The organism is Sporosarcina saromensis (genome assembly GCF_033253735.1).
GTDB lineage: Bacteria > Bacillota > Bacilli > Bacillales_A > Planococcaceae > Sporosarcina > Sporosarcina saromensis.
On the sequence record NZ_JAUBDI010000005.1, the window covers coordinates 92,932 to 119,359 of the forward strand.

The 26,428-nt window shown below is 43.0% G+C and carries 17 protein-coding genes and 1 pseudogene; 5 read left to right on the forward strand and 13 right to left on the reverse strand.

The annotated features are described in order from the left end of the window. The first annotated feature begins 50 nt into the window (after positions 1 to 50). Positions 51 to 1,451 carry a YfcC family protein gene (locus QT711_RS07680; protein WP_317943153.1) on the forward strand — a complete coding sequence of 467 codons (1,401 nt, stop codon included), beginning with the start codon at positions 51 to 53 and terminating at the stop codon, positions 1,449 to 1,451. 198 nt (positions 1,452 to 1,649) lie between these two features. On the opposite strand, the gene QT711_RS07685 is transcribed toward QT711_RS07680, so the two are convergent. From QT711_RS07685 to QT711_RS07700, 4 genes are all read right to left on the reverse strand, one after another. Next, positions 1,650 to 2,327 carry an S-layer homology domain-containing protein gene (locus tag QT711_RS07685; RefSeq protein ID WP_317943155.1) on the reverse strand — a complete coding sequence of 226 codons (678 nt, stop codon included), beginning with the start codon at positions 2,325 to 2,327 and terminating at the stop codon, positions 1,650 to 1,652. A 687-nt stretch (positions 2,328 to 3,014) separates the two neighbouring features. Then, a complete protein-coding gene (locus tag QT711_RS07690) occupies positions 3,015 to 3,839 on the reverse strand; it encodes a phosphoenolpyruvate hydrolase family protein (RefSeq protein ID WP_398295775.1) in 825 nt (274 codons plus the stop codon). Positions 3,840 to 3,841: 2 nt separating this feature from the next. After that, the gene (locus QT711_RS07695; RefSeq protein WP_317943158.1) at positions 3,842 to 5,065 is read right to left on the reverse strand and encodes a Tm-1-like ATP-binding domain-containing protein; all 1,224 of its coding nucleotides are present in this window, start codon (positions 5,063 to 5,065) and stop codon (positions 3,842 to 3,844) included. Between the two features lie 94 nt (positions 5,066 to 5,159). Then, positions 5,160 to 6,362, reverse strand: coding sequence for a phosphoenolpyruvate hydrolase family protein (locus tag QT711_RS07700; RefSeq protein ID WP_317943160.1), 1,203 nt, complete (start codon positions 6,360 to 6,362; stop codon positions 5,160 to 5,162). A 297-nt stretch (positions 6,363 to 6,659) separates the two neighbouring features. Between QT711_RS07700 and QT711_RS07705 the strand changes: the two genes are divergently transcribed. The 3 genes from QT711_RS07705 (at position 6,660) to QT711_RS07715 (ending at position 9,847) form a co-directional block, all read left to right on the forward strand. After that, positions 6,660 to 7,772 (forward strand): ABC transporter ATP-binding protein, encoded by a 1,113-nt coding sequence (locus QT711_RS07705; RefSeq protein WP_317943162.1) that lies wholly within the window; start codon positions 6,660 to 6,662, stop codon positions 7,770 to 7,772. Positions 7,773 to 7,842: 70 nt separating this feature from the next. Then, on the forward strand, positions 7,843 to 9,348 hold the full coding sequence (locus tag QT711_RS07710; RefSeq protein WP_317943164.1) for a glycine betaine ABC transporter substrate-binding protein: 1,506 nt from the start codon (positions 7,843 to 7,845) through the stop codon (positions 9,346 to 9,348). 166 nt (positions 9,349 to 9,514) lie between these two features. Then, entirely contained in the window at positions 9,515 to 9,847 is a 333-nt protein-coding gene (locus tag QT711_RS07715) for a helix-turn-helix domain-containing protein (protein ID WP_317943166.1), read from the forward strand. Positions 9,848 to 10,561: 714 nt separating this feature from the next. Here the strand turns inward: QT711_RS07715 and QT711_RS07720 are convergent. From QT711_RS07720 to QT711_RS07755, 8 genes are all read right to left on the reverse strand, one after another. Further along, on the reverse strand, positions 10,562 to 11,581 hold the full coding sequence (locus QT711_RS07720; RefSeq protein ID WP_317943168.1) for a sensor domain-containing diguanylate cyclase: 1,020 nt from the start codon (positions 11,579 to 11,581) through the stop codon (positions 10,562 to 10,564). Between the two features lie 923 nt (positions 11,582 to 12,504). Then, positions 12,505 to 13,173, reverse strand: a complete 669-nt coding sequence (locus QT711_RS07725) for a DUF4956 domain-containing protein (RefSeq protein WP_317943170.1) — start codon at positions 13,171 to 13,173, stop codon at positions 12,505 to 12,507. A 21-nt stretch (positions 13,174 to 13,194) separates the two neighbouring features. Then, a complete protein-coding gene (locus QT711_RS07730; RefSeq protein ID WP_317943172.1) occupies positions 13,195 to 13,908 on the reverse strand; it encodes a polyphosphate polymerase domain-containing protein in 714 nt (237 codons plus the stop codon). Then, positions 13,909 to 17,034, reverse strand: a complete 3,126-nt coding sequence (gene pelG / locus QT711_RS07735; protein ID WP_317943174.1) for an exopolysaccharide Pel transporter PelG — start codon at positions 17,032 to 17,034, stop codon at positions 13,909 to 13,911. Beyond that, positions 17,015 to 18,481 carry a GT4 family glycosyltransferase PelF gene (gene pelF / locus QT711_RS07740; protein ID WP_317943176.1) on the reverse strand — a complete coding sequence of 489 codons (1,467 nt, stop codon included), beginning with the start codon at positions 18,479 to 18,481 and terminating at the stop codon, positions 17,015 to 17,017. The genes pelG and pelF overlap by 20 nt, the downstream gene beginning before the upstream one ends. Next, entirely contained in the window at positions 18,453 to 20,297 is a 1,845-nt protein-coding gene (locus tag QT711_RS07745) for a DUF2194 domain-containing protein (protein ID WP_317943178.1), read from the reverse strand. The genes pelF and QT711_RS07745 overlap by 29 nt, the downstream gene beginning before the upstream one ends. Before the next feature lie 2 nt (positions 20,298 to 20,299). After that, on the reverse strand, positions 20,300 to 21,193 hold the full coding sequence (locus tag QT711_RS07750) for a hypothetical protein (protein ID WP_317943180.1): 894 nt from the start codon (positions 21,191 to 21,193) through the stop codon (positions 20,300 to 20,302). Positions 21,194 to 21,198: 5 nt separating this feature from the next. Next, the gene (locus QT711_RS07755) at positions 21,199 to 23,373 is read right to left on the reverse strand and encodes an NAD-dependent epimerase/dehydratase family protein (RefSeq protein ID WP_317943182.1); all 2,175 of its coding nucleotides are present in this window, start codon (positions 23,371 to 23,373) and stop codon (positions 21,199 to 21,201) included. 589 nt (positions 23,374 to 23,962) lie between these two features. Between QT711_RS07755 and QT711_RS07760 the strand changes: the two are divergent. Next, a pseudogene (locus QT711_RS07760) lies at positions 23,963 to 24,169 on the forward strand (IS5/IS1182 family transposase); the annotation flags it as partial. Between the two features lie 20 nt (positions 24,170 to 24,189). Here QT711_RS07760 and QT711_RS07765 read toward each other — a convergent pair. Beyond that, complete coding sequence (locus tag QT711_RS07765; protein ID WP_317943184.1) at positions 24,190 to 26,352, reverse strand: right-handed parallel beta-helix repeat-containing protein; 2,163 nt, start codon at positions 26,350 to 26,352, stop codon at positions 24,190 to 24,192. Positions 26,353 to 26,428 lie beyond the last annotated feature (76 nt).

Genomic DNA, 26,428 nt, shown 5'->3' on the forward strand with positions numbered 1-26,428 from the left:
TATATATCTAGTCAACCAAATTAATAAATAATTCAGGATGGAGTGATAGTTTGGAAAAGAAAAAGAAATGGACACTCGGTATTCCTGACGCCTATGTCATTCTCTTCATGATTCTCGTGCTCATGGCCGTATTGACGTATATCATACCGGCTGGTGAATTCCAACGAGAAGAAGTAGACGGTGTCACGATTGTCGTACCAGACAGTTACACACAGATCGAATCTTCTGCAGCAAGCCCGATGGATATTTTCCTTGCCATCCAAAATGGAATGATTGCATCTGCTCCACTGATTTTCCTCGTCTTGATCATTGGGGGTTCATTTGCGGTCATCGAATCGACCGGGGCAATTGACGCACTAATTTTGAAGACTATTGAGCGAACGAAAAACAAAGAAATTGTATTAATTACGATCGTGATGATTCTCTTCTCGATTTTCGGTACGCTCGGAATTATCGTTAATGCTGTTATTGCTTTTATTCCAATTGGTATTATTTTGGCTCGTTCGATGAAGCTAGATGCGATCGTAGGTGTATCCATCATCTATTTAGGGGCATATGCAGGATTTAATACTGCATTCCTTGACCCACTAACGACGGGAACGGCACAGCAAATTGCCCAACTACCGTTATTTTCTGGCATTGGGTACCGTATTATTATCTACATTACTATCCTGCTTGCAACCATTCTGTACATTGCATGGTATGTAAAGCGTATTAAGAAGGATCCGATGAAAAGCGTGCTAGGCGATAATCCGTTTCCGAAGTACGAAGAACGCGACGATTTGAATAAAGAAGTACAGCTAACAGGAACCCACAAATTGGTCCTCATTTGGCTCGTACTCGGAATTGCTCTTTATGTATTCGGTGTTTTCAAGTACGGTTGGAGCCTTAATCAGATGGCTGCGATCTTCATCATCATTGCAGTCGGTACTGCAGTTATCGGCCGACTCACACCGAACCGTCTCGTCAAAGAATTTTTCGAAGGGGCAAAAGGACTTGTATACGGCGCAATGATTATCGGGATGGCCCGTTCAATTGTCGTCATTTTAGAAGACGGTAAAATTCTCGATACCATTGTCCAAGGTATGGCAACAGTCATGACCCCTTTCACAAGTGTGAGCGGAGCGATTGTCATGTTCATCGCGAATGAATTATTCAACATACTCGTCTCTTCCGGCAGCGGCCAAGCCGTCATCGTCATGCCAATCATGACGCCGTTAGCAGACCTTATGGAAATTCCGAGACAAGTAGCTGTACAAGCCTACAAAATGGGAGACGGCTTCACAAATGTCATCACCCCAACATCCGGCATTCTCATGGCAAACCTTGCAATCGCAGGAATCGCCTGGACAAAGTGGGTCCGCTTCGTCTTCCCGCTACTCCTCATCTGGACAGTGCTCGGCATCATCTTCCTGGCTATTGGTGTCATGATGAATTGGGGACCGTTTTAAGGATTTATTGTGTACTTGTAAAAACGCCTTTCTGCGGGATGCAGAAAGGCGTTTTACTTTTCTTTGTGAAGCTGAATAAGTACAGGACGTTCATGTTCATTGAAATTGAAAGGTTCACACAAATGAAAGGTGAACAACAGAATAACATAGTCAAAAGGTCACGAAATGGCGATACTTGAGCTTAAAATAAAGTATTCTTCATTGTAACTCCAAATACTGTCGTCTTAGCGTTGACCATTTGAAGAGTTCATCCCTTGTTTCAACGGAATGTAATGTTTCTAGTTTATAAAGAAATATAGCTAGTTCACCCCGGTTGATCAATTGTGCCGTTCGGAACTTGTTACCTTGATCGCCAGACAAGATTCCATACTCAATAAACGCCGCGACAGCTTCTTTGTAAAGTGGAGCAACGTCAACGAAGTCAACACTTGCTACATTCTCGTGAATTCCATAGGCTTTTGCCAACATTAACGCCGCTTCTCCTCTAGTCATCATAAGATTCGCACCAAAAAACGTCGTTGTAAGTCCTTTTACAATTCCTTTCGCTTTTAATGCATTTATGTATGGAACTGCTCGAGCAGGCACGTCAATAAAATTCGTATAAGGCGCCCTTTCAATCTCCTCTTTCGTCAATGTCGCTTTTGCTAAAATGACCGCCACATCGACACGCTTAATGTCCAAATCCGTTCCATACTCCGTTGGTGAAACACCAGCTGTAATATTGTTATTCACTAAATAATTTACTGCATCTTTATACTGCTCACAAACGTCCTTGAATGAAGTGCTAATAATTTCTTCACATACCTCTTTAACGACTGCCGATCTTACTAATGAAGCTGTAGCTGCCGACGCTACAAGCTTATTGTATCTATGCATATATGACTTTCCTTTCAAAAAAGGGTAAGCAATTCAAACCCGTATTGCCATTAGGAATTAATTGTACCTCTAGCTAACGTGCGTTTACTATAGGCGAATAGGTAATACTACACAAAATAATGATTAAATACCCTTTGATAGGATACTATAGTACTGCATTTTATCAGCATAAATAAGAATAAGATTCACCTTAAACTCTGTATTGACAAGCTTTCCTTTTGATTACTCTACTTCCTAAACTGTTAGCTAAGAAGTAGTCTAACTTACTTTAAGAGATTATAAATTAGCTAGATTAAGGACTTTAGATCTATTGAAACTGCTGATTTTCACTGAAATAGCGGTTACCATTTTTTATTATTAAGATAGTCTGTCGCACCACTGTTAATGGGAAATAATTGAAATAAAATTTGTTTAACGAATAGGATAAAGGTCCCAAAATAGCGATAACTTTGTGAACTTGATCGATAACTCTCCCTATATGATCGATAACTTTGTGAACTCGATCGATAACTCCACCTATTCGATTGGTAACTCAGCGTGTCTGATCACACTTGGTATTTTTCATCAATAACTTCTACACTTGGCTTCCTAATCACTTCTTCCACTTAGGAAGTCAGCCTTCCTCATAAAAAACCCTTCGAAAAGTACGTGTATGACGTCTTTTCGAAGGGTTCATTTAACTTACTATCACTTCTTCTTAATCTCTTTAAATCTTTCCGATTGTTCTTTAATGCCTTTTTCTGCTGCAAAACGTTCAATACTGGATGCGCCGAAGAATCCGACGATCCCGTCAACACGTTCGATGATGTATGCTGCGTCTTCGGGTTCAGCAATTGGTCCCCCGTGACAGATGACCATAATATCCGGATTAACGGATTTGCCGGCTTTGACAATCCCTTGTATCCGTTCTACGCAGTCGTCCAACGTCAATGCAGTTTGTGCGCCTATTGTTCCTTTTGTCGTCAGCCCCATATGTGCGACGAGCATATCCGCGCCGGCTTTCGCCATTTTAATCGCTTGTTCTTCGTCAAATACATAAGGTGTTGTCAACATGCCCAGTGCATTCGCTTCGCGGATCATGTCTACTTCTAAGTCGTAGCCCATACCCGTTTCTTCTAAATTCGCGCGAAATGTTCCATCGATAAGACCGACTGTCGGAAAGTTTTGGACACCTTGGAATCCTTGATCTTGTAACTGTTTCAAGAACCTACTCATGATGCGAAATGGATCCGTGCCGTTTACACCTGCAAGAACAGGTGTATTTTTCACGACTGGGAGCACTTCATTCCCCATCTCGACAACGATTTGGTTTGCATCACCGTAAGAAAGCAACCCTGCTAAAGATCCACGACCAGCCATACGATACCGCCCTGAATTGTACACGATGAGCATATCGGCACCACCCGCTTCACTGCTTTTCGCCGTAACACCCGTTCCTGCACCGACTCCTAATAGAATATTTCCTTTGCTGATTTCTTCTTTAAAACGATTTAAGATCGCTTGTTTTGACATATTCATGCTCCTTTCTTCTTTTCAATCATTTCGATAAGTTGCTTTGCTGCAGTGATTGCGAAGTGTTCATCGTTAATAGACGTTTCCACTTCCATTATGTCCACTTTGGTAGCATCCACATGCTTTTTCAACGTTTCAAATAAAACCTCGTCTTCATTCGGCCCATAAAACGGCTGCCCTTCTACGTCGAGCGCAGATAATCCTTTTAGTGGCAACATTAAAACGGTGTCTTTCTTCGCTTTATTCAATTGTTGCGCAAGCACTTGCCCAATCTGCTCGTTTTCTTCCACAGTCGTCCGCATGAGCGTCACGGTTGGATTGTGTTTATAGAAATTACGTCCTTCGAATCGGGGAGGTACTGAAGCGAACGGTCCAAAATTCACCATGTCTAACGCACCGACAGAAACAACTTGTGGAACGCCACGTAAAGCCGCCGCTTCCAATCGATTTGGCCCGGCAGCCAATACGCCACCAACAAGCTCGTCTGCCCATTCCGTCGTCGTTAAGTCTAGCACTCCGTCAATAAACCCATCCGCTATCAAACTCTCCATCGTACGACCACCGACCCCAGTCGCGTGGAAGATGAGCACTTCGTAGCCTTTATCCTCCAAATAGCTTTTCGCATAGTTAATGCACGGTGTTGTGACGCCAAACATTGATGCAGCTATCAGTGGTTTCTTCTCAACTTCTGTATGGCTTTCAAATTTCACCATGCCAGCAATCGCAAAAGCGGCATTCGTAAAGATTTTTGTAGAAATGACATTTAACCCAGCAACATCTACAACTGAAGGCATCATGATCAAATCACTCGTACCGATATAAGGTTCCGTATTGCCTGATGCAACCGTTGACACCATCACTTTCGGTACGCCGATCGGCAATGCACGCATACCTGCCGTTACGATGGAAGAACCACCCGTTCCTCCGAATGACAGAATACCGTCAAACTTCCCCTCTGCATAGAGACGAGGTAGCAAAGTTTCCATCCCTTTCGACAGAACTTCCGTTGCATGTGCTCGGTCTTTTTTCGCAGCGATTGCTTCTATATCTTCACCTACAGATGCTGCTACTTCCGAATTGGTAACATCCGGTTGAAACACTGGCCCAAATACCCCTGTGTGAATTGTAAATGTACGCAATCCTAAAGACTCGATCAACTCTTTCACAAATAAAAATTCGTTCCCTTTTGAATCAAAAGTACCTGCTAATGCAATTGTCTTCGCCATACAAAACACTCCCTTTTGATTAGTGAAAGCATGTCCAAACTTCCTTCTATATTCAATAATAGCGCTTTCAAAACAAAATGGTAATGGTGTTATGTTAGGAGTCGTTGTCCTTTTGTTTCTTCTCCAACAATTCGCTAGGCGAGAGCCCTTTATGCTTCTTGAAGATTTTACTGAACTGTGGGTAATTGAGGTAGCCGACCATCTCCGCAATTCGATTTAGGGGTAAACCGCTGACTTGCATCAGCTCTATTGCACGGTTTAATCGGAATTCTATTACATACTGTGAAAAAGATAAGCCCACTTCTTTTTTGAATAAAGTGCTCACATACGAGCGGGATAGTCGTAAAATCTTCGCGACTTCCTGCAACGTAATTTCTTCCATATAATTCAAACGCACATAGTTCTTCATAAAGTCGATGTAATCAACATGCGCATCGATCCCTCCCATTACATTTGCAAGTAAATCATCGTAATGGAAGTTCGTCGTTTCTTTGAACGATTTCATAATATGCAACAGCATTTGTTCTGTAGGGATGCGTTCAAAGACGGATCCACCAATGTAGCCCATCGTTGACGTACCATCGTACATGAACTGGACATCAATTGGTTTATTCACCGGTCCACCGTAAATCATTTTTACAACAGTTGAATTGAGTTCGTCACAACGTGCAAAAATTTGATTGGCCAATCGCTTCGCCGACTGCAATGATAAAATGTTTTTTGCACCTACATCGCCACCTTGTGTGAGGCCTAAGTGAACACAAATGACATCTGCCCCTGCCTGAATCATCGCTTCCGCCTGTTGTGGCGTAAACACGAAAGCGACCGTAAACAAACCTTTCGCGCTCGCCAACCGAATCGCCTCAACCTCCAACGCATATGACATTCCTTGTTCGGCCAACGCTTCACCAAACTGCCCATCAAACAACCCGACACTCGGAAAATTATTAATTCCCGCAAAACCTTTACTTTGAATAACGTCAATAAAACTGTCAAGGGAAATCGTCGGATCCGTTGCACACAAACCGAAACAGACAGGAATATCATGGATAAGCGGAACAAGCTCTTTCGTGGCAAACGTCATAACGAGCCCATTACTATTCGCATACGACAAAAAGCCGGCCAATGAGCTGACCCCCATCTGCCGGAATCTCCCTGCACTCAATGCAAGTATGAAATCAGCGCCACCTTGCTGCGCATACTTTGCCGTCATCCCATTCCCTGCCGCTACGCCAATCACTTTCTCATTGTTCCTACACTGCTTTCGTAAGCGTTCCATGATCTCAAATTTATCCATCAGGCATACCCCTAATTTCTTCTATGAATGAACTACTTTCCTATTACTGTAGCATAGGAACAGGAGACTTGCGTAGCAATACTCTCTTCAAGCTCATTGAAGAAACTGGAGACTAATAATTGGTGACTGTCACTTTGTGGAATAGGTTAAAGGTCCCGGAATGGAGATAACTTTGTGAACTTGATCGATAACACGCACAAACGACGGATTACGCCAGCTCTATTTTTTGATTTCACACTGAATTCGAACTAAACTAGTAGTATGCAAGATAACTAACTGTCTGAAGGAGGCGGAAGATTGATTACTTTTGAAAGCGTTTCAAAAAAGTATTCGGATGGGTTTGAGGCATTGAAACAGCTGAATTTTACGATCCGGCAGGGGGAACTGTTCGTTCTGATTGGCCCGAGTGGTAGTGGGAAAACGACGACGATGAAGATGATTAATCGGCTCATTGAACCGACTGGCGGTACCATTAAAATTCAAGATAAGGATATTTCGACAGTCAATCCTGTGACATTGCGACGGGAAATTGGGTATGTGATCCAGCAAATCGGTCTACTGCCGCATATGACGATTCGGGAAAATGTCGGCCTTGTGCCTCAGCTGAAAAAGATGCCAGAAGCAAATTACCGAGACCGTGTGGAGGAACTGATGCATATGGTGGGACTTGAGCCGGACGTGTTCGGGGACCGGTATCCGAAAGAACTAAGTGGTGGGCAACAGCAGCGTATTGGTGTCATTCGGGCAATGGCTGCAGAGCCAGATATCATTTTAATGGACGAGCCGTTTAGTGCACTCGATCCGATTAGCCGAGAGCAATTGCAAGATGAACTGATGCGTCTCCAGCGTGAAGTGAAAAAGACCATCGTTTTTGTCACGCACGATATGGACGAAGCGCTTAAAATTGCGGATCGAGTTTGTATTATGAAAGATGGTGAGATTGTCCAAATTGATACACCAGAAAACATCATTCGACGTCCTGCGAATGAATTTGTGAAAAACTTCATTGGTGAAAACAGGCTCGCCGATTCCATGACATTGCCTTCGCTAGAATCGTTGCTCATTCCTGCAATCACCGCTTCACCAAAACGCGGCCTCGCAGAAGCATTAAAACTCATGCAAAAACGACGAGTCGACTCACTTGTTATTGTTGATGAACAGAAGAAATACCTTGGCATTACAACGATTTGGGATTTACAAAAATCCTTTAACGATGAAAAGTTGACCTTACAAGACATCCAACGTACCGACATCCCCACTTATTATGTCGACCAACCTGCAGAAGAAGTGTTTAAAGCAATTACTGAATCGAATTATTGGTTCATTCCCGTCATTGATCGAGACGACCAGCTTCTCGGACTCGTTACACGTTCAAGCGTCGTACAATTCGTTGTAAATGAACTCATTTAACCACTAGGAGGTTTTTACCATTCGAGAAATTTATGAAGATACCGTAACTGTATTTACTGAACGTTGGCCCATGATTTGGAGCCTTTTTGTCGAGCATGCATACCTGTCCATGGTCTCCATTGCAATTGCCATTATTATCTCCGTGCCACTTGGCATTTTTCTTACACGTAAACCGAAAATAGCAGACCCTATTATCGGCATCACTTCAGTCTTTCAGACGATTCCAAGCCTTGCACTACTTGTCTTTTTAGTACCTTTTATCGGCACAGGAAAAGTACCCGCCATTATCGCGTTGACCATTTACGGTCTTTTACCGATTCTGCGCAATACATACATCGGTATTCGCGGCGTAGACCGATCGACCGTTGAAGCGGGCGTCGGGATGGGAATGACGAGTCGCCAAGTGCTCACGATGATTGAGCTCCCTCTTTCCCTGAGCGTCATTATGGGGGGCGTCCGTACAGCAGCCGTTCTCATTGTCGGTGTCGCGACGATTGCAGGACTCATCGGCGCTGGCGGTTTAGGGGACCTCATTTTCCGCGGATTGCAAACTTACAACTCTGGCCTCATTCTTGCAGGTGCTATCCCTTCCGCATTGCTCGCCATTCTATTAGACTATGTGCTAAAGAAAGTCGAAATGGCAGCCCAACCTGGCAAAATGTCAAAGCGAGCGCGCAAAATTGCAAGTCGTGTATCACTTGCCGGAGTTGCTGCAGTACTCATTGTGGCAGTTGTGCTGGCAATGCCTTTTGGCAATAAACAAGACACAATCACGATTACCGGAAAAAATTTCACTGAGCAAGAAATCATGGTCTATATACTAGGAAATTTAATTGAAGAACATACCGATTTGACCGTTAAATACGAATCGTTTCTTGGCGGTTCATCCCCTGCTTTCGACGGAATTCGTTCAGGCAGTTATGACGTTTATGTTGAATACACTGGCACGGGTTTGATGAACTACTTGAAAGAAGACGTCATCACCGACCCCGATGAGGCGTATGACTATGTAAAAAAAGTGTTTAAGGAAAAATATGACCTTGTATGGCTAGAACCGATTGGATTCAATAACACTTACACATTCACCGTCCGTCAAGAAGATGCCGATCGCTATCAACTTGAGAAAATGTCGGATCTGGCCAAAGTGGCTGATGACTTCATACTTGGCTCCGAACCGGAATTTCTCGAACGAAAAGATGGCTACCCTGGCTTCCAGGAACTGTACGGCATTTCTTTCGGCGCGGTGAAATCGATGGATACAGGCATCATGTATAGCGCGATTAAAAACAAAGAAATTGACGTTGTTGACGCATTCGCCACGGACGGCCGGATCGTCGCGTTCAACTTAAAAGTGCTAGAAGATGATAAGCAGCTTTTCCCGCCGTACTTCGCGGCTCCACTCATCCGACAGGACACACTCGATGCGCATCCTGAGCTAGAAGACGTACTAAACATGCTTGCAGGCACGATTGACAATGAAAAAATGCAGAAACTCAACGCACGCGTCGACCTCGACAAAGAGCAATACGAAACCGTCGCCATCGACTTTTTAAAAGAAGAAGGATTGATCGACTAATTGCGAACCAGTGTGCATAGGTTAGTAAACGGACTTTAGACAACTGTCTAGGCCCGTTTTCCTTTTTGTGAATAAACCGAAATGAGGAAGCCTGAAAATAAAATCCTTCAACCTGTATCCTTTCTGATCAGTCCTCGCTATATAGAGGGTAAAGGAGGAATACGAAATGACAATCTGCTTACAGCACTACAGTAAATTCACCACAACGGAGGAAATTGACACAGCCGCCACTTTGCACGCCAGTCGTCACGCAAAAGCGCTCACCACTTCCGACAGCAAAGTACTCGACGTCATTCGCCACCACGCAGTCGACAACGGCGTCGCCCAACTGAATTACAAAACGTTCCAAGACGAAACGGGGAAATCCAACGCTACCGTCCGACGCGGCATCCGCAAGTTGGTGAAACTCGGTATTATTAAGAAAGTTCACTTCATCCAGCCCGTCGTAATGGGGCTGGGAGCCAATATCTACATTCTCTTGCCGTTTGACGAGAGTTGAAAGAAGGATTGGAGAGGCCGGCCAAATTTGGACTGGCTTCTTTTTTATTTCGCGCGTTAGATGGCTTATTTTAGGGTGCTGGATGGCTCGCTTCAGTCAAGTGGCACACTGCTCTAAGATTAGAGCCTCATACATTCAGCGCAGAACAAACTACTTCCGGCCATGCTTCCTTACCCTGAGCATACTACATCCAAAAACCGCATAACGTCAGCGAACACGGCATATTCCTTCAAAACGCCGCATACTTTCTCCAATCGCAGCATATTCCTTCCAAACACAGCGTACTTCGCTCAAAAGCCGCATAACCTCACAAAAAATAGAAATCTCCAAGCACAATACAAATCCCCCCAACAACCCCCTTGAATTGTCAAGACCCATTTGGCGCGATTTTAATAGAACTAAGACAAAGAAACCCCCACGAGAAAAAGTAGCAAAGAATTACAAGTATAAAAGAAGTTCAGATTTTTAAAACGCGGCATACTTTCTCCAATCTCGTCATATTCCCTTCAAACGCCGCATATTCCCTCCAAACACAGCATACTTCGCCCAATCGCGGCATAACCCCGCCAATCACAGCATATTCCATAAACATAAAAAGACCTGCACCTATTCTTACAGATGCAGATCCTCTCGAACGAACTTACTATAACTCAACCACAAACTCCGAATGCTCCACTTTGAGATTAAACTGACTCGTCATTAACACGTATAGTTCTATTCAACCGGCATACAAACTTCTTCTGTTTCTCCTTCTAACTGCTGGACAAAGCCAATCTCCCTAGATTGTTTTCTCTCATTCTTCTGTTGATACATCCACTGATCCGCTTCCGTAAAAAGTTTTGTCATCTTTCCAATGGAATGAAGCGAGTAAGAATACCCAATCGATAAATGGATTTTAGTTTGATCAGAATTCTGGTTGTTCATATGTATTTCCTCAGTTATTGTTTGGACGAGTTGTTTAACTTCTTCTTTCGTTTGATTCTCCACAAGCAAAACAAACTCATCTCCACCAATGCGTGCAACGATTATCTCTTCGGAAGAAAAACGATTTAACAGTTCCCCTGTCGCTTGCAGCAAAGCATCGCCCTGTTTATGGCCAAAATGATCATTAGCATATTTCAGTTCATCTAAGTCACATAAAATGATGGTAACCGGCGTATCTTCTTTTTCATCAAGCCGCGTAAGCGCAATCTCAAAGTATTCACGGTTATATAGACTCGTCAAATAGTCATGGTATAACCGATACTTCAAATTCTTTTGCAGTTCAATCTTTTCATCAATATTGCGAATGATCCCTTGCATGGCGACAATCCGTCCATTCTCATAAATCGGTGTCGCATACTCCTCAAAATATCTATACGTGCCATCACTGTCGCGCCACCGTTGAATAATACCCTTACTGAAATCCAGTTCACCTTTCACTTTCTTGATTAGCAATTCATAATCATCCGGATGGATGTAATCAAAGGGCATTTGCGGGTCTGCAAATGAACGCTCAATGGTACCTTTACCTATCCACTGCTCTGCCGAAGGACTGATATATTGAAACTTCAGCTCGGGATAAATCTCACAATAATAAATAAAGTCTTTCGAGTTTTCTACGATATGTACAAATCGACTTTTTTCTTCTAAAAGAGCAGCCTTCTCCTGCACCCATCTTCTCTGCACAAAAGTAAACAAAACAATTGCTATAAACAAAGCACTCATAAAGCCATAAGCGTATTGTCCATTCATCAAATCTACCTTCTATCTGTAAGTTATGGAATAAAAGGTCGTCATCCTACCAACTCCCCCCATCCTCTATACCACGTTACGATGAAAAGTAATCATATATTCCTAGACCAAAAGATGTGTTTTTTCATATGCTGCAAGTTAAGTCTTCAATAAGCAGTGATTATTTAAATAGTATTTCTAATTATATAGTCAAAAAGAACTTATTTCAAAATAGAACATTTTACTCATTAAAGAACAAAGTAGTAAGCTGAAAGTAACGCAATAAAAGACGATTTCTTAGAAAGATCCAAAACATCAAGAACTAACATGAAATCGTCATGAGTGAAAGACTATTATTTGACTGCAAAGATCAATTTTTCGTATTCACATCTGTAAACAAGATACAACTTTTCAAGGTACATGACAGCTACTCTTCGGACAGTTGGCCAACCCCCAAAAATTTCCATTATATATTCCATCTAAACGATGCAAGACACTTGAAAACCGTTCCTCATCTAAACAAATGGCATAAATCTATATTTTGTCGCAATAAAAAATCAAACGCAGCATAATTCCGAAAAACGGCTCATATTCTGCTCAAACACCGCATAACTCGTGAAATCACCGCATAATGCTTACAAACACAGCATATTCAAAAAAATCGCGGTTCACCTCTAAGCAAACCCTTAATTTGTAAAAAGCCATTAGGCGCGAGCTGGGAGCATAGGAGATATAAAACTCCCGCGATCTCGTACATCGGCTCAATAACAATCGCGGCATATTCCCTAAATACGCCGCATATTTCTTATAAACACAGCATTTTTCCGGAAAACGGCTCATATTCGGCTCAAACACCGCATAACTCCGGAAATCGCCGCATATCCGCCCCAAACACCGCATAATCCCAGCAAACGCCGCATAACCGCCCCCACATAAAAATCCCCCTATTGCGCATAATCCCCCGTATACTGCACAAGCGACACATCGTTCACGCCTTCAATGTCACCAATCGCTTGAACAAAAGCTGTATTGTCATCCTTCAGCCGAATTTCAACGGTCAATTCCGTGAAGCCTTTCCGGACTGTTTTTGACTTCAATTTCGTCTTTAATTTCATGAGCTCAGTCCGTAATTTCACTTCGGCTTCTTCTGTATGGCGGATAATGAGTAAAAACGATTGCTCACGGATTTTGTGTTTGGAGAGCCAGAAGACGACAAGCCCGATGACGAGTGATCCGCCGACGGCAAGAGGGTAAATCCTTGCGCCGCAAGCGATGCCAGCAGCTAAAGACCAAAACATGTAGACAATATCAAGTGGGTCCTTCACGGCAGTTCGGAACCGGACGATACTGAGTGCGCCGACCATCCCGAGTGATAAGATAATATTTGTACTAATCGTCATAATGACTAAAGCGGTAATCATCGTCAGCAGCACGAACGAGATATTGTAATTGTAGCTATAGACAACACCTCTGAAAGACTTGCGGTAGATCCAATAAATGAACATACCAATTAAGAATGCAAATAGTAGTCCAAAGAACATATCAAAATAGGAAACTGTTCGAAACGCCTCTAACTTTAATACACTATTTTTAAAAAAATCTTGAAAACTCATCTTGTCTGCTCCATTCACACATCATTCTTTAAAATGCTGCAATGTTTTTTCCCGGCATAATACATACTTTGAAATCGAAGACCGAACATGACTTTTCGGGCTAATCAGCATGCGTATGTGCTCTGGTAAGAACGAATCGAATTTCACTTCCATAATTGTCAACTCTGTCGGCAACACTTCTTCTAACGTCAAATTCGGATCGAACACATCATACGTATTGACCGCTGCAGACAGCTTTTTATCAAACGTAATCCGCACATTCCCCCACGTATATACATACGCCTCCCGCCAATAATCGACTATCACACTCGGCCGATAATGGCGGGTCGTGAGGGCGGCGTAAAATTCATGCAGTAAACGTTCCTCCCGTTGCAATAAAAACGAAAAGTCACCCGCCAAAATGGCTGTATATTCCTCTAAACTCAACGGAGCCGATTCCTTACAGACATACTCTCCAAACTTACTCTTGCGTTCTACATTAATAACCTCATTGCTATCGTTATACATCCGAATCCGGTATTTCTCCCGATTGAAAATCCCGTCATTTTTAGTTGTCAGCGCTGTTCGGTGCGGATCGTCAAAATAGAGACTACGAATGTTGTAGCCTTCTTCATTGATGGAATGTTTATCTAAATCCATTACACTGGACAATCGATTCCTTAGCGATAAATAATCATGGATATGCAAATAGTATTTTTGCTCCGTCCGTAATTTACGTCGTTCGCGTCCTAACAATCACTCCACCTCAAATTCTCTAACGCCATCATGGAGGACCTCTTCGTCGTCAACAATCAAATCAAATGCAGTTTGACGATTTCCATGCTCATCTCTTACACTCGACTTCCAATAATAGGTTCCTGTTGGCAACTTAGCAATCTCAACTGTATTCAACCGAAGATCGTTCTTTTCAAACACCACTTCAGTAAATGCTAAATCTTTCGCAACAACAATTTCATAAAACAGTTCATCGTCTTGCAGATCAAATGACAAGTCCCATGTGAACTTCAGCTTCGAGCCAACCGTTTCAACTTCCCCCATATAATAAGGTTTCGGGCGTTCCAAATCGTCATAATACCGTTGTAGACTCGCTTCCGGTGTTTGCATGAGCACTTGTAACTCTTCCTCATAATCGCCTGCATGACTCGGCAAAAACCGAATATCCGGATAGCGATACAAAAACGGCTCCACAATTGGACGGTAGCGTTCCAGCTGCTCGGCAACACGTTTTTCATTAATATAGTCTGCATGCAATTGTTCAATCTTCGCGGTTAATTTATCCACATTTTCCTGTTGCCTGAAATAGCGATTTGCAAGCTTCGACACCCAGTAATTGCTAATCCCGTTTTGCCAACTTTGGATCGTTTGAGCTTGTCTTTGCAACTCCCATCCTCCATCATAGTCCCACGGCAGGATGTACCACTTATTATTGTTGATGGGTGAATAAAGGAAGAAGTTATTCGCTTCTGTATCCATATTGTCCATCAGAATATTCATCGCCGTCCACGTCAAAAAGTTCTCCTCATCGAAATGTTGCTGCATGACTTCATTGATCGGCATACTTAAATTATTTACATCCTCGAGCATCTTAATGAGCTTGCCATGTTCTTTTCGGCCTTTCACTTCTAAAATCGTCTCGAACTGCTCCAGGTCAAAATCCGGATCTGTTTCTTCTTTAATAAATTCTTCATACCGATCAAATTCAAAGAACTGCACTTTATACAAATAGCCATTCGGATCGAGCATATGCGCCTTCAAAAACTTCTTATTCGGTTGCTCCACATGTGTGAATAAACCATAGTCTTCGTAAGCCGCATCCCCCTCACCTCTTGACAAATCCTTCACATACAAATGAATGAACTGCGTCCGCAAGCTCGTCATATTCGGGATTGTCTCCATTAAGTCAAAACTCAACTTATTCCGCATACGGGAAAATTCACTAATGTGCTTGTTTAAGTTGATCGTTTGCTGCCCCATATATAAGCCCGCTTCGTCGTTTAATTTAATGCGGAATGATTTTTGCGGTTGGTTCCATGCCGAACGTCCCCGCAGTTGAATTGTCGCGTTTTCCATCGTCGTTCCATACCCGAACATCCCTGAACGCGGCGCACCTTCATCACTAAAGCCTTCCTGCATAATGATCGGTAACTTTTCGCCGTACGTTTTTTCCGTCTTACGGTTTAGTCCATACCAATCAAGTGGTTCGTCTTTTTGCTTCTTGTCAGGTAGAACTGTTATATACAGCGTCTTGAGCGACTCATCTTCATCCCGCTCATACAACCTTTTATCTTCTAGTAATCGTGTGTCGATTTCGTCCGGCATTGATGCACGATTGGCTTTCGCTTCAGTCTGTTCGTCCGTTCCTTCGTGATCATCCGCTAAACGATCCGGCATACACCCGGCCAGTAACATCGTTGAAACAAGCAATAAGGCCGCAGTCGATGTCGCTTTGCCAAATTGTTTATGCTTTTTCCGTGCGGTCTCCACAGTAATCGGCTGCGCACAAAATGTATAGTAGTCGAGGTTTCGGAGGACGTACAACAATCTTGCAAGTACGAGAAGGACAACAATAGCAGAAGCGATGAACATCCCAAGCCCGTCGAATTCGATTTGCATCATCCAGTAAGTGAAGCCAATATTCAATAGCGCAAACAGCATACTAATGCCGAGCACCCCTTTACGATCATCAAAATACATTAAAATATGCGTTAACATGAAAAAGATGATGAACAAATAGTAACCAAGCGCTAAAATGATGAACAAATCCAGTTGAGCCATCGTAAAGCCGATTTTAGGCAAGAATTTGATCCCTAGTGCAATGGATAAGACGGTGAATAACAATTGAACTTCTACGAGAAACCCAACTTGTTTGATTAACGTCTTCTGCATTTGTTGCTTTGCCGCTTTGATATCCCGAATCGTTCCACCATTTATGATTTGTAAATAATAAACCCTAAATTTCTCATAAAAAGCCGTCTCAACAGCCACGACGAAAGTGACAAATGACGGTAAAACGGTTATGAACGCATAGAAAACCGGCAAATCATAAAAAGGCATAATGCGGAATTGATCGGCCACTTCCCTCCCATTCGGGCTTAGCCAATAAACGAAGTTATGCAAGTAAATGCCCGAGTATACAAAGCACCCCGCAAAAAATAACGAAGAATACTTCTTGAAATAGCGAAGATATTCAAAGAAATAACCGTACTCCGCACGTGGAAAGCGCTGTTCAAAATGGTAGTTTGATAAGATGACAATGACCAAAAAACCGATATCCAAGCTCAATAACGGTATAATCGTCGGATCAATACCCGTTAACCTTGAAAGCAGCCAACCACTCACAAGCGCGGTAACAGAACCACTGGCAAACCCTTTTACAATGCGGACATAATCTTTTAATGCAGATAAAAAGACGCCTTGGATCCACACAATAATAAGTAGTAAAAAGAAGAAGTATGCGGATAGCTTATACAACCATCCAGCGGTCACACCACTTAAAAACAGCGCCCCGATTATCGCCGCAATGGGCAGCATGACAATGAGTGCTCCGTAATAGGCTGACATCAATCGACCATATTTCTTTTCGTACAGCATGTCAGCCGTATAGCGTGTGAGCACCATCGAAATACCGCTCGTTAAAACGATGGAAAAGATGAAGCAATAAGATACAGTTGCAATATACAATTCCCAATCCGTATATTCCATCTGCTCTGTCGCTGTTATTCGTTGCAAGGCGACAATAAGCCCCATGCTCATAATCATCGGTCCCACCGTTGTCAATGAAGAATAGGTATAAGCTTTCAACTGATTTACCAAGCCCTGCTCCCGAAACATCTTTCTCAACTCAAAGCCAATGCCCGCCATCTTTTCCACCTCCTATCGTTTCATATACGCTACGGTAATTTCGAATGACCTCTTCATGTTGATAAAATCGCTCTACCCGCTGAAATGCATTTGTCCCCATTTCAAGACGCAACTTTTCATCTTTACATAATTTCACCGCAGCATTTGCAAGTTGTTCATAATGCATAACCGGTACAACAAGCCCTGAAGGTCCAATGCCATCATCCAACCCTTCAAGTAACTCTCTGCAACTACCGACATCTGTTGCAACGAATGGTTTTCCAGCTGCCATTCCTTCTAAAATCGCAAGTGGCTGCCCTTCGCTTATGCTCGTTAGCATGAGCACATCCATCTTGCCAATATAGTCTTTAATCGGCACGAGTCCAGTGAAGATGACGTCTTTAAGTTCTAGAGCATTTACGAGTTGTACACACTCCTCGAAATACGCCTCGTTTTCTTCTGTTGGTCCCATAATGTAGAAGACGGCATTCGGCAACTGTTGCTTAATGATGGCAAAGCTTTGTAACATCGTTTTTATATCTTTGATTGGCACAATCCGGACAATCGCCCCGATGTAAAATTCGTTGTTCGGTTTCGTGGACGGCAATTCTACATAATCGGTCACTGAAACGCCGTTAGGAATGATCTTAATCTTGTCTTCCGGGCAACCCAATTCCACTTCGATTTCCTTATTCCGGCTGAAGAGTGTCGTCACGCAATCTGCCCCGTTGTACGCACTTGAAGAGAGGCGATAAAAATAGTGGATCCACAAATCTTTGAAGTATCCTTTCACCCATTCCGCTTTGATGATTTCCTCCTCGCGCTCGCGTGAATAGATGCCATGCTCCGTCAACAAAAATGGCTTCGCATACACTTCCTTCGCAACAGCGCCGATAATGCCGGCATATCCGGTAGATACACTATGGTAAAGATCCGCTTCAGGTAGATCCTCCCGGATAATGATAAGCAACGGTAAAATCATTGAGCGAACCGTCCAAAACATTTCAGTGAAAGGCACGAGTGGATAGTGCTCCTCACACAACTCGCGCAGAATATCGTAAAAGTCCCGGCTTGTTAGAAAATCGGATACGTTGTTAAACCGTGCACTACGGACCATTCGGATAAAGGCTGACCAGTCCATCTCTCCTTCACTTCCAAGTAACGACTTCACATTGCGTTTTTCCTCATGCGTCAACTTGAATTTACGCCCCCACCTGACCTTCTCTTCCAAATAGGAATCAAGAAATGACTCACGTACTTCAATGAGGTTCTTCGGCAACTCATACTTGAACTGACCTCTTTGCTTTTTCTCCGGCGAAATCGCATAAATGATAAATTCATGCTCAGGCATGTCTTTTATCATACTTTGAATCCAGCTTGAAACACCGCCTGTTACGTAAGGATAAGAACCTTCTGCAATGATACAAATCCTCATTTTGTCACCTACCCAGTTCCATAGAAAAATCATTACTTGTCGCTTTTACTAGAAAAACGCCCTTATCGATTTTTTGTATTGTACAATGTTGCATGTTCCCGATTTTTTTATCCGTACGTAAGATGAAATAATGTTCATCCAAAGTTGTCGCAGTCGTGACCTGAAGCGTGTTTCCTTCTTTTGAAACAACCATCCCGCTTTGCAATTGATCAGCTACACTAATCGCCGCTTCTGAAGACGTAAGGCTGCGCAACCACGGGTAGGTCGTATGCAACCGCGTTAACAACTCTTCAAAGTCTTCATATAGACTTTTCCACGTTTGTCGGCGCCCTCGTTCTTCATCCAACAAATCATCCGGATGAATGAAGTGGGAAAACACACCAATTGAAGAAATCGCATTCGCTTCCACCCATCTGTTGTAATCCGTGTCAAAATACCCCGATGTAGTACGTGGCATATCGAGTACGCCATCTTCCCCCATCTCAAACTCTTGTACATAGGAGCGGTTAAATTGGTCAGGCATATACAAAGAAGCGATGACTGCAAGATTTGGCCAAGCACTGACTAATGCTCTTCTTCCTTCACTGTCAAGCACATTGGAAGGCGGTACATAGGACATCATGCTGTAACGCGGAAATGCCTGCTCGAGATAATTCAACATGGTTTCAATGGACACTTCCATATCTTCAATCGTTTCCCATCGCTTGTAACCAAAATAATCGGCTATTTCTTGATTCATCTGGAGCGACTGATGATTGTATCCATGGACCCCTATTTCACCACCACTCTTCAGCACTTCCCGTCCATATCGGATTACGTTATGCAATTCCTCATCACCTAAACTCGTAAAAGGCTGTTTGACTTGATCCCCATATGTTTGAATCGCTACTGCTGTATACTTCACGTTGAAGTTGCTCGCCGCTTTAAGCATTTGCGGCCACCATATATCATGGAAAAAAGTCGGAATATCCATTTTATATTCTTGATAAATCAAGGCGTCAATCCCTTGAGGAATGGGTGCAGGAAAATCATCAATGTAGAATAATTTCGTATTAAAAATCGGATAGATGTAATCGGGCGCAAGGAGGCTGATGCCGCCAGCGATAAGTCCTCTTGCGTCCTTGCCGGAAAGATTGCTTCCGTTAAACACCATGAAAGCGCCTTCGCCAAACTGTTTTCTCCACATGAGCGGGTTTTGATCGGTCGTCGTTGCCAACAATTCCACTTCTTCATCCAACTCTACAGGGAGCACGTCATTGTAAATGAAGTCCCCTTCGTAGCGAGCGCCTGCTTGATTGATTAAAACGTTAGAAGTAAGCGTAATGCCATACTTGCCTTGTAAGTATTCAAAATTTACGATGCCTAATTTTCGGTGTATGTTAATAAACGCATCAGAAGGATTATCAGAGCGCATCCAAAACAGATACCCCCCATTTTCGATGAAGTCCAAAATGGCGGGAATTTCATACTCCACACTATCAACAGAAGCTGTCAACAAGACGGCTTGACAGTTCTGTACTTGAAGACTGGTTGCATCCAAATCGATTGTTGAATAAGGCTGTTGCATATAACCGAGTACACGCTCGGTATTGTCTTTAATACGAACGCTCAATTCATCCTCGCTGTCATACGCCAAGCAATAATCCTGATGCGTAGATGCCGGCAGAGATTGCTCCAAATTCATCGCCAAATAATCTTCTTTTATTGCTTGATATTGTTCATGTGTCTGCTCATTTACAGTAGAAGTCAACACGAGTTTAGATCGGGTTAATTGCGACACACCTGCCAACAGCAGAACAAACAGTAGTATGATGTATACTTTCTTTTGTAACTTCACATCTCTTTTCATTGTTACGCTCCTTCTGACCAAAACCGCACCATCGTAAGCGCTTCGCTAGATAATTTAATGGGTGAATTCTTCAACCTTTCCAACGTTTCGTGCAGCCGTTGAATTGAACGGGTTTCATAATGGACCTTCATCATCGTTACATACGCTTTCTCACTGTCCGGTACCGCCTCCATATAAGCATGAGCGATTCGTTCAGCGTCTACATACGATCCAAGTGCCAATTCGAGATCGACACTTTCTTGATACGCCCATTCATGGTGCGGTTCCAATAGCAGCCACTGTTTTAATACCGCACGATATATATAGCGATATTTCAGCAATGTCCGTTCGTCTAAAAATCCGCTTCTCATGTAGTCATGCAATACTTCCGCATACGTTTTCACGACGAGCAAATCTGTCGGATCCTTCTCAAATTTCACCGAGAAATCTTGCAAAGCAAGTTGTAGTTTCCTCTTTGCCTCCATAATTGCGCTCACTGCGTAGTATGAAGTCTCTTTGTCTTCATTGCTAATTGCGCTTTGTAAAATCTCCAAATAATTGACAGCATCTTGTTTCAACATATCAATGAGCACGCGTCTGCGTGTTTTGTGCTCACTGACTAGAAGTGCATCTTCAATCGGAATGACATCAAGTTCTTGTTGACGCTCGATATGCTGATAAATGCCAATCCTCTTCACTTGATGCTCTTCCGATTGTCGTGTAATGAATTCTTCAAAGTCTTCCTTGCCCTCACCGATCAATCGTTTCGACCAAAATATCGGCAACAGCCATCCAATACCAGGAAGCGCGGCAATACTGACCGCTTTTAGAAGTCGGTCTTGCCAAGACTTCCGATACAATACAACAATCAGCAAGAAAGATAGTAGTACGTAAATGCTATAGATTAACCAAAACATCTCGTTCACTCCTCTGTTGCTGTGAGAATAATGGAATCGTGTGCCAGTCGGTTGACAATTTTCTCTTCATCATCCTTACTCGTATTCGTTAAGAGAATGAGCAAATTTCCTGCATAATCCATTCCAAGATAATCCGTCTCTCTTAACTTCGTCGATAAGTATTCGGCAGTAGCACTCGTAGAAAGGTCAAAGCACTCAGTATTCAATAACAGATAAGGTACGCCATAGTCTTCATACATCTTTTTCTTAGAGGTAACGATATCGCTGAATACTTCAGGTTTTAAAATGATGGAATCCTCATAGTAACGTTGTGATTCAGTTGCTGAAATATGTGTAAATGCTTTGTTCAACGCAGATGAGATCAAGTCCGTCGTAATTTTAAACAAGTTTTGGTGATACATCGAAAAGCTTTCAAAAGACAAATCGTCAATTGCGATGATTGCGGTCACTTTCTCGTTATGGAAGAGCGGCGCAACCATTAACGGCACATCCTCCCGCAAATGCTCATTCCGATAAATTGCTCCAGTGTTAATGACTTCATTCAAATAGGCATGCTCAGCAACCTTCAACGATTTCGCTAATCCACTCGCGTCATATCCCGAACTGGCCATTAGGCGCAAGTACGTTTGTGGTTTATTCACAACATAGATTTTTACTTTTTTCACATGCATAATTGATTTCACGACACTAACCGCGGAATTGAAGACATGTTCAGGTTCTAAGCTTTCCAATTCTTTTGTGGCGGCATAAATCTTCCCGTAGCTATCCCCTGCATTTAAAATGCGCGTCTGCAATTCATCTTTTACATCCCGCACATCCGTATAAATACGGTCGAGAAAAACATAGCGGTTGTTCATCTCATCCAACTCGTACGCTTGCTGTTTGATAATCGTTTTTTTCCGCTCAATCGTATAACCGATGACAAGTCCGACAAATAAGTAAATCGCCAACTGAAAGAAGAAGTCCGTGTCATACGTCAGTGAAATGACATCACGGCCACCTTCGAGTTTCTGGTAGGTGAACAAAGCCGTTGACAGGACGACAGCAAGCATTGCTTGACGACTACCGTGCATAATCCCGATGATGGTAATAAAGAACAATTTCAAATCGATCACGCCACTACCACTACTGGGGTAAATGAACGTCAGCCATGTAATTAGACTGAAAGCAACGAGCGTTTCCAACGTAGGAATCGCTTTTGAAAGGATTTTCCTCGCCTTTACGCGGGCTGGTGAAGGCGCACGTTTTTCAGCTTTCAGCGGTTTTTTAGACTCTTTTTTAAAATGGGCTACTGTTTTCGCAAGACCTTCCTCAATTGTATATAACGGCGACCAATCTAAATCTCGCATTACTTTTCGATTATCCAGCACGGAATGCTCAATATCCCCAGCCCTTTTTTCCTTATGAATGATTTCAGGAACTGGCTGGATTTCGTTGAGCACTTCGATAATCCGATTGACGGACGTTTGTTCATTGACCGACAAGTTATAAATGCCTGTTTGCGGGCTATTCGCTCCCCGATAAATTGCAAAAGCAACATCTTCAACATAGATGAAATCCCGCGTCTGGTCACCGTCTCCATGGAGTATAAGCGGTTGCTCCGTCAACAATCGGTTTGTGAAAATCGAAATGACGCCACCTTCTCCTATCGCGTCTTGACGTGGTCCATAAACATTTGAGAAACGAAAACCGAGCGTTTGCAGACCATATAATCGCTCCCACTTCTCACAATACATTTCACCACTCAGTTTGCTCATCCCGTACGGTGAAATGGGTGTACATTCCATCTCTTCGGTAATCGGAAGTTCCTTTTGGATGCCGTACACAGCCGCAGATGACGCATAGATAAATTTCTTAACACCATATGTAGTAGCGAGATTCAACATATTGACAAGTCCAACGATATTAGAGCCAGCATCCGCGATTGGATTAGAAACAGAATTGGCGACACTTACTTGTGCAGCAAGATGCACAACCACTTCAATTTTGTGCGACTTGAACACTTCTACACATTTCGGATCTTCAATGGATAATTGATAACTTTTGTGCTTAATCGTAACGTTCTCTTTCTTGCCCGTCGTCAAGTTATCGATAATGATTACGTCATAACCTTCTTGGTGAAAACGTTCTGCCACGTGCGAGCCGATAAAGCCATAGCCACCTGTAATTAAAACCTTCACTTGTATCTCACCTTCCTTTTCAACTCACAAACTGCTGAGACAGTAGTCATCTATAAAAGAGCTTTCATTTAATTAAAAGAGTCAGTAAATGTAAAAAGTAGTATAGACCATTATACTAATGGATTCTTAAAAAACTCTTACATTGGAATTTTCACTATACAATTAGTATATTATCTATCTATTATCATACTTTTGGCGCGTGTTAAATATGCTAGATGACAAAATAAAAGTCGCTAGGACAAATTGCTAAATAGACTGTCCCTCTGCACTCCACTCATGAAAATAAAAAAATGCAGTTGGCGAATTTGGAGTTCACTGAAAAATCCCACTTAAAGGAACTTATGCTAGAATTGTTGATTTACGTTCCGAGCGGACGCTTTCCGTGGGGCGGGCGGTGAGCCTCCTCGTCGCTTCGCTCCTGCGGGGTCTCACCTGTCCCGCTAATCCCACAGGAGTCGCCGCTCTCCACTCCAATCAACGGAACTCCCGTTAAATAAAAATATAAAAACAGCGATTCAGCCCTTTCATCAAGGAATGGATCGCTGTCTTTATTGCATAATTAACTTGTTAAATCCAGGTGGTGTTCCCTATGATCTCTAATATCAAGAAACCCTATATCTCAGTCCATATATGGCAATTTACGATATCGTCGTCAAGAGATGATATGTTACGTCAAATAAACGAACTTGTTGAATTCAGCTTCATTCTCGAAGATTTAAAGAGTAAATATTGCTTAGAAAACGGCCGTAAAGCTGTGCCGCCAATTCGCATGTTTAAGTATTTTCTGTTGAAATCTTTTATCCCAGTCTTCCTACCTTATTCAGTTGTAGTCTTGTTTACGTCAATCGTGACCATCTTACTTGTCATCGGTAGTTTATCGCTCGGTGAATCGTTCCACACATAACCAATTAAAACGGTTTGGTGGACACCGATTAAATCCGCTAGCGGGATCGCATATTCTACTGCCGTTGCACTGAAGGCATAGCGGTTCGTCTTCCGATAAGTTGTCACTTTCGACCAATTCCAGTTCGTACCACCCGTGCCGTTGTATTGATAAAGCGTTCCATTTTCGATTAGGAAACTTGATTGATTGGAAGACCAGTAAGGCGCTTCGAACGCTTTTACTCCGTTACCAATATCGATGAACAACTGGCCTTTCTCCGTCAGCCGATGACCTTCCACAAGTACATACAACGTATCCAACGTCCTAAACGCTTTAAGACTTCTTACATTCGATTCACTTGTGTGAAGAGCAGGGAACGATGACCAATCATTACCGATTCCATCAATTGTTACGTCCACTAGCTTGGCTCCTATTTCACCCTTTGACGGTTTCCCTTGTTCTGGTTGTAGTTCATCCGGCCACGGCTCCCCTTGTCCAGTCGGCGGATTGCTTGGGGCGTATACTGGTTTGTTCGGAATGTGACCATCACGATATTCCGCGGCTCCAACATCAATTCGCCCACCTTCAACGCGTGGCTTGTTGTAAAAATCATTTCGCATCGATCCGATCACATCCAGCGAGCCACGGTTGACCGCAGGCGATTGAGCAGACAAGTAAGGACCATATCGGTCTATTTCCATAAATAGTGGATCTGCGAAAAGAGAATGTTGGTCAAAACCAGTCGCATTTTTAAAAGCAGTCCATGTTTGATAGCGAATCCCGTTGTACCGCCAACTTTTCCCATCCACTCCGTCAGTCCGATAATAAACGTTATAGTCAATTAAATTTCCCTTGCCATTCGTTCCACTCATTTTAATGAAGCGCTTATTTGGGAACGTATAAATGATGTTGTTCAAGAATGCATTGTCCACATTGTAATTCTGCAACGTAATTTCTGCATATCCTTGTTGCATCGTATCGTTCATATAGAGCGTATTGTTAACGACGTGATTCTGACGAGCCCCGCCATTCGTGGAACTTGATCCGCCCATAATCATCCCTGCGCCATCGTTATGGTGCAAATAGTTATTGCGCACTGTCACATGGCTTGTGTCTTTTCCTGGAATTTCACTCGCCAGTTCGATGCCAAAATTACTGTTGTACACTTCGTTATTTTCGACAATGACATTTGTTCCCCCATCGATGTAAATACCGGCAGCAGCACGCACGCCTGTATTGCCATAGGCAGGATTCTGTGAAGTGTCTATATGATGAACGAGATTATTGGCAACAATACCGTTTCGCGCCTGGTCCACACAAGGAGCAGAACACGTTTGATAATGGCCGATAATATCAATGCCAATGTTGTTGTTATGATGTACGTGGTTAAAGGAAATGACAAAGTCTTTCACATTTCCGTCAAGCGTTAAGGATTCACTCGACCCGGAAGTTAAATGATGAATCTCATTCCCAGTTATCGTAATAGACGAAATCGGTGTCAATGAATCGCCGTAGACGAGTAAGCCATGGGCATTTCCCTTCGTCGCCAAGTTCGAAATGCTATGGATATCATTATTCGTAATAACAATATGCGATCCGCCTCCACTCACCTTCAAACCCGCCAAATAATCGTGCGGGCTGTCCGACGTGAGTCCGCGTATTTCAAACCCTTCAATTACTACATAACTCGCTTTGTGAATAAAAAATTGGGATTGGTTGCGACTTGTTGGCGTCAAGTTCTTCCCTTCAAGGATCGGCTGCTCTCCTGGATACGCTTGAAATGTAATATAACCGTCTTTCGCAGAACCCGACCGATGAATCCGAACGAACTCTTCGTAAACGCCTCCCCGCACGAATACCGCCTCACCCGCAATGAGCGTATCCGCCGCCTTCTGAATCGTACGCCAAGGCTCCTCGAACGTACCCGGATTATCGTCATTCCCATTGACCGACACGTAATAAGCATCTTTGGACGGCGCGTCACTTGAATAGACAGAAGGAGACAAATAGACAATCCCGATCATTACTGACAGAAGTGCCGTGAAACTTATTCTGGAGTACCTCAAGAAGCGTTCATCCATTCGGTTAAAGTCCATACGACGCACAACTCCCTTCTGCCCTTATTTGCCATTAACTTTAACATGAATATTTTGTAATTGACAAGGGGCTTGT